The 5070-nt window shown below is 46.1% G+C and carries 4 protein-coding genes; all 4 read right to left on the bottom strand.

Annotated elements, in window-relative coordinates; translation table 11 throughout:
- Nucleotides 1-329 precede the first annotated feature (329 nt).
- On the bottom strand, nucleotides 330-1343 hold the full coding sequence (cydB, locus tag QUA99_RS32120; protein WP_333245468.1) for a cytochrome d ubiquinol oxidase subunit II: 1014 nt from the start codon (nucleotides 1341-1343) through the stop codon (nucleotides 330-332).
- 8 nt (nucleotides 1344-1351) lie between these two features.
- Complete coding sequence (locus tag QUA99_RS32125; protein ID WP_333245466.1) at nucleotides 1352-2794, bottom strand: cytochrome ubiquinol oxidase subunit I; 1443 nt, start codon at nucleotides 2792-2794, stop codon at nucleotides 1352-1354.
- Nucleotides 2795-3169: 375 nt separating this feature from the next.
- Nucleotides 3170-3643, bottom strand: a complete 474-nt coding sequence (locus QUA99_RS32130; protein WP_333245463.1) for a hypothetical protein — start codon at nucleotides 3641-3643, stop codon at nucleotides 3170-3172.
- Nucleotides 3618-4823: an urease accessory protein UreH domain-containing protein gene (locus QUA99_RS32135; RefSeq protein WP_333245462.1), complete on the bottom strand. Its 1206-nt coding sequence runs from the start codon at nucleotides 4821-4823 to the stop codon at nucleotides 3618-3620. Before QUA99_RS32135 ends, QUA99_RS32130 begins: the two co-directional genes overlap by 26 nt.
- Nucleotides 4824-5070: the final 247 nt, after the last annotated feature.

Below are 5070 nucleotides of genomic sequence, written 5' to 3' on the forward strand. Positions count from 1 at the left end.
GAAGCTAAGTGTTGGCTTTTCCCAAAAGCAGCGCATTTTATCATACTTTTGTATACTTGCAAAATCGGGATGCTCCCTCCGTGCGATCGATCTCAAATCTCAAATTTCAAATTTCAGGTGGCATGACGTGCGATCGCTAATTCTCAACCAGTTCATTTCCCTATTCTGCACTATTTGCGCTATGTTATGTCTACTATGGTTGCGTAAGTTGTGATGGTATCAGAAAACAATAATTTGTAATTTTAAACCGCAAATATACGCAGAAAAACCAGGATATAGAGTTGAGCTTATCTGCGTATATTGACTTAAATCTGCGGTTGTATTATGCTTTATTCCCCATAGTGACCGCCGACAACCTTACCCCGAAACACCACATAATTGTAGATGTTGTAAAAAATCATAATCGGGATCAGAAAGCCGATGAACACAATCATAAACACCAGGGCGCTGGGAGAAGCTGCGGCTTGGTAAATCGTGATTTGCGTCGGGATAATGTAGGGGAAAACAATCAATCCTAAGCCGATAAAACTGAGCAAAAAAATCAAAATTGTCCAGATAAACGGCGTCCGTTCTTCTTTGCTTGCGAGACTTTTCAGCAGCATTCCCACCAACAGCACTCCCAACAAAGGAATCGCGACAAAGATATAAACTAGCGGTTTCTCGAACAACCTCGCTCTCGTACTTTCATAAAAAACCGGAGTGGCGATCGTAATTAAAATCGCTCCGATTAAAGTCGTCACCGCCGCAATTTTAGCCGTGCGATAGTGATTTGTTTGCAGTTCGCCCTCCGTTTTCATAATTAGATAGGTTGAACCGATCAAAACATAGCCTTGAATCAGCGTCAAAGCAACCAAGATCGATCGCCAATCCAGCCAGTCCCAAGTAGTACCCACAAAGTGACCGGCTTCATCAACCGCAATGCCTTCGAGCACAGCACCGAGGGCAAATCCTTGAGCTAAAGCTGCTAAAAAACTGCCAGCACCAAAGGCATAATTCCAGAATAATTTGCGATTAGAATGCTCGCGAAACTCAAAGGCTACAGCCCGAAATATCAAACCAAAAAGCATCATGCAAATCGGTATGTACAGCGCCGTTAAAATCGTGCCGTAAGCGAGGGGAAATGCGCCAAACAGAGCGCCTCCCATCAACACCAGCCAAGTTTCGTTAGCGTCCCAAACATTACCCAGACTTGTCATTAAAATGCCCCTGCGTTCCTCGTCGTCAGCAGTCAGAGACAAGATTCCGACTCCCAAGTCAAAACCGTCTAGCATGACGTAAAGCAAGAGAAAAATACCTAAAATTACGAACCAAACTTGCGGGAGAAAATGCTCCAAAGCTTGCATAAAATCTCCTATTGTTGTGCTTCTACTGGACGTTGATCGGGAATGTGTTCTGCAGGTTGAGTTTCGATTGCAGGTTCATTGTCTAATCCCGGTACCGGCAGAGTTAAATTAGGCCCTTGGCGGATAATTCTGCTGCCAAAATACAAGGCACAAACAAACAAAAAGCTGTAAACAACGGCAAAGAAACTGAGAGAAGTTAAAACATTGCTAGCGGGGATGTTTGACACCGCGTCAGCAGTGCGAATTTGCCCGTATAAAGCCCACGGTTGTCTGCCGACACAGCGGACAATCCAACCGGATTCTACAGCAATATACCCCAGGGGAGCAGCTAATACCCAAGCGCGCATCAGCCAAGGTTGACTGCTAATATTTTCAGCAGCAAGTTTGCCCCGCATCCACTGAATTATACTCAACAGCATCAATCCTACAAAAAAGAATCCAATGCCGGACATGATGCGGAAACAATAATAGATTAAACCCACCATCCTCGGTCTATCTTCTGGCTGCCATTCCTTCAATCCGAGTACCGGTTCGGAGAGTTTTTGTTTGAATTCCAGAATGTATCCTAAGCCATTGGGAATGCTAATTTCCCAGTCATTTTTTTGGGCTTTTTCATTAGGCAAAGCTAGCAAAGTCCAATCTGCAGACTCTCCCGCTGGTGAGGTTTCCCACTTAGCTTCGATTGCTGCTAATTTAGTGGGTTGATAGTGATAAACTTGTTCGGCGCTCAAATGTCCGATGTATATCTGCAAGGGTGCCACGGCGATTGCTGTTGCTATGGCAATTTTTAAAGACTTGGAAAAAAAGGCTTGGTTGCGCTTATTGAGAATGTACCAAGCACTAATGCCGCCAATGACAAACAGCGAAGTTTCTAGCGTCGCAAAAAACATATGGAGAATGCTGTTTAATGCGAACGGGTTCATAATTGCTTGAAAGTAATCGCTGACAATAAACTTGCCATTGACCATTTCTCCGCCCGCAGGAGTTTGCAGCCAAGAGTTAGCGACTAAAATCCAGACTGTGGATAGGTTAGCGCCGAAGGCTACCATGATTGTAGCGAAATAATGGACGATCGGGTGAACGCGCTCCCAACCAAACAGCATAATTCCTAAAAAGCCGGCTTCTAACATAAATGCCATTGAAGCTTCAAAGCCTAAAATGCTGCCAAAAAAGTCACCGACTGCTTCAGAAAATGGTGCCCAGTTTGTGCCAAACTGAAATTCCATCGGAATTCCAGAAGCTACTCCTATTCCGAAGTTGAGGACGTAAAGTTTAGACCAAAAACGAGCGTGATGGTAGTAGTCTGGATTGCGAGTTTTCAGCCACATTCCTTCAACAATTACCAGATAAATTCCCATTCCAGTTGTCAGAACTGGCCACAGCATATGGAATATGGCGGTTAGCGCAAATTGCATCCGCGATAGCGCCACGGTGTTAGATAAGATATCCATCGTTATATCCTTTGGTCAGTTCAAGAGAGGTTAGCTTGCACGAGTTCCAGAATTGACACTGGTTATAATGTAGTGTAAAAAATTGTGACATTTTGTAGAGTGGGCAATTTTTAATGTTTTATACAGATTTCGGTTGTATTTTCTTGTATGTTAAAATAGGTAGATTATGATTTGCCGTTGGGTGGGGGCGGGTTTATGAGATTGTGGGTTTGAGGCATTTATTGTTGGTGAACCCGCCCCTACAAGATTTATGTTCGGTGATGGAAATATTATCTTAGTTGGGTGGGGGCGGGTTTATGAGATTGTGGGTTTGAGGCATTTATTGTTGGTGAACCCGCTCCTACAAGATTTATGTTCGGTGATGGAAAGATTATCTTAGCGAACCGTGACTGTATAAGTCAGTTTAAAGGGTTTAAAATTAGCTTTATTTTTGGCTGTTCCGCTCAATTCAAGTTCGTAAATCCCAGCCTTGGGAAACACGATATCAGCTCCCGGAATCCCTTGATATTTCTCCGCAGATATGGCTTTTAAAGGCGGCTGCATCAGCGGCTTATCCCCATCTTTACGATTTTTAGGATAAACAGCCAATTTGCAATTACACTGCTCTAGCGGGATAATTTGACCGCCCCTGCTAGTCAGCGCAAACCACACTCTCGCAGGCTGTCCGGCGCGAGGGTTGTGGTTGGGTTCGAGGTGAAAGGTAGCTGCTACATCTCCCGATACTTCGACTTGGTGCGCCAAAACTGAAATTGAGTTTAACTGCGGCGCACTGGGAATTGCTGCTGCAACTAGCAATCCCAAAAATACTAACAATCCTAAACTTTTACTTTTGTTTGACAGGCGAAACATAGAAATTTTCTAGTGATAAAAGTGACCAAAACAAGCGCGATCGCACAAACATAACTAACACCGCAATCACCGCTAACACGGCTGTCAGCAGTTGATTGTGCAACTTCCATTCAAAGCCGCCGAGATAGCGGGAACCGATGAGTGCGGCGTGTACAGCGCACAGCAAGAAAGCTGGAACGCTTAACAGGTGAAGCCTTCGCCACAGTTGGCCTAAAAAATTTTGCATGCGATCGCAACTTGTAACCGCCGCCGGCAACATCAACAGCAGCGCCGTCATCCCAGCCGCCATTCCCAACTGATGCTGCGGCAACATGAAGGACACAGCATCAAAATTCCATCGCAGCGTATGATCCAGCATATGAAACGTGTGGGCGACTGCCAGGACAAACGCGCCCACACCCAAGGCGCGGCGGTAGCGCAGCAGTTGCGGCAAAAACTTGCTAACCGGACGCGCCAACAGTGCTAGCATCAAGCACAGCAGCGCTGCGTGGCCCGTAAAATCGACCATTTCATCGGTTCGCAGCAGGGTAAGAATTCCGATCGCCACCGTCACCCACCCACCCATCCGAAACAGTTGACTCCGCCTGTTTGCGCTCAATCTGCCAGCAAAAAAACCCACTCCCAGCATAGTTGGCAGTGTTCCCAATCCAAAAGCCAGCATCGTCGCCGCACCCAAAACCGGGTTTCCCGTTTCCGCCGCCTTAATCTGCGCCGCGTAGAGGAAACCGCAGGGAATCAAACCCCAAAGCAAACCCAAAGCAATCGGCACCCACCAGTTTTTTTGTGCCGAAAGCTTGCTCATTGCTTGTCCGACTCGATCGTGCGACATTGGGTGCAGCAGCGGCAATCCCGGCAGCAAACCCGGTTTAATTTGCACTACTCCGAACCAAATCAGCATCGTGCCCGTCAGAAGTGCGATCGCCCGCCGCAATTCGCTACCCGTACCAGCCAAAAGTCCGCCAGCAATTAACACCGAACCCAGCCCGCCAATTGCAGCACCAACCAAAGCGTAAGCAGCAATTCTCCCCAAATTTAGCAGCAAATGAAAGCGGAAAGCAGCTAATTTATCGTTGCGGGAATTAGAATGAGAAAATGCCACTGTCAGCGGGCCGCACATCCCCGCGCAGTGACCGAAACTGCCGAGAAATCCCAAAGTGCTAATTAGCAGCAGGTCTAACATTTTGAGTCAGTAGTCAGCAGTCATTAGTTATTAGTTTTTTTACTGCTGATTGATAATTGATAAGTGTTGAATATCATAAATGTAGCCTATCGATTTTGTCAAAAGACAGTCGGTCAATCGATTTGAGATTTGAGATTTGAGATTTGAGATTGACTTGCGCGAGATAAATACGGGGGACGCAAGGATTTTCGATTTTCGATTTGGGATCGATCCCACTGATCGATCGCGTGGCGGGTACCACCTTTGA

Origin of the sequence: Microcoleus sp. F10-B2 (assembly GCF_036704965.1) — a bacterium.
GTDB lineage: Bacteria > Cyanobacteriota > Cyanobacteriia > Cyanobacteriales > Microcoleaceae > Microcoleus.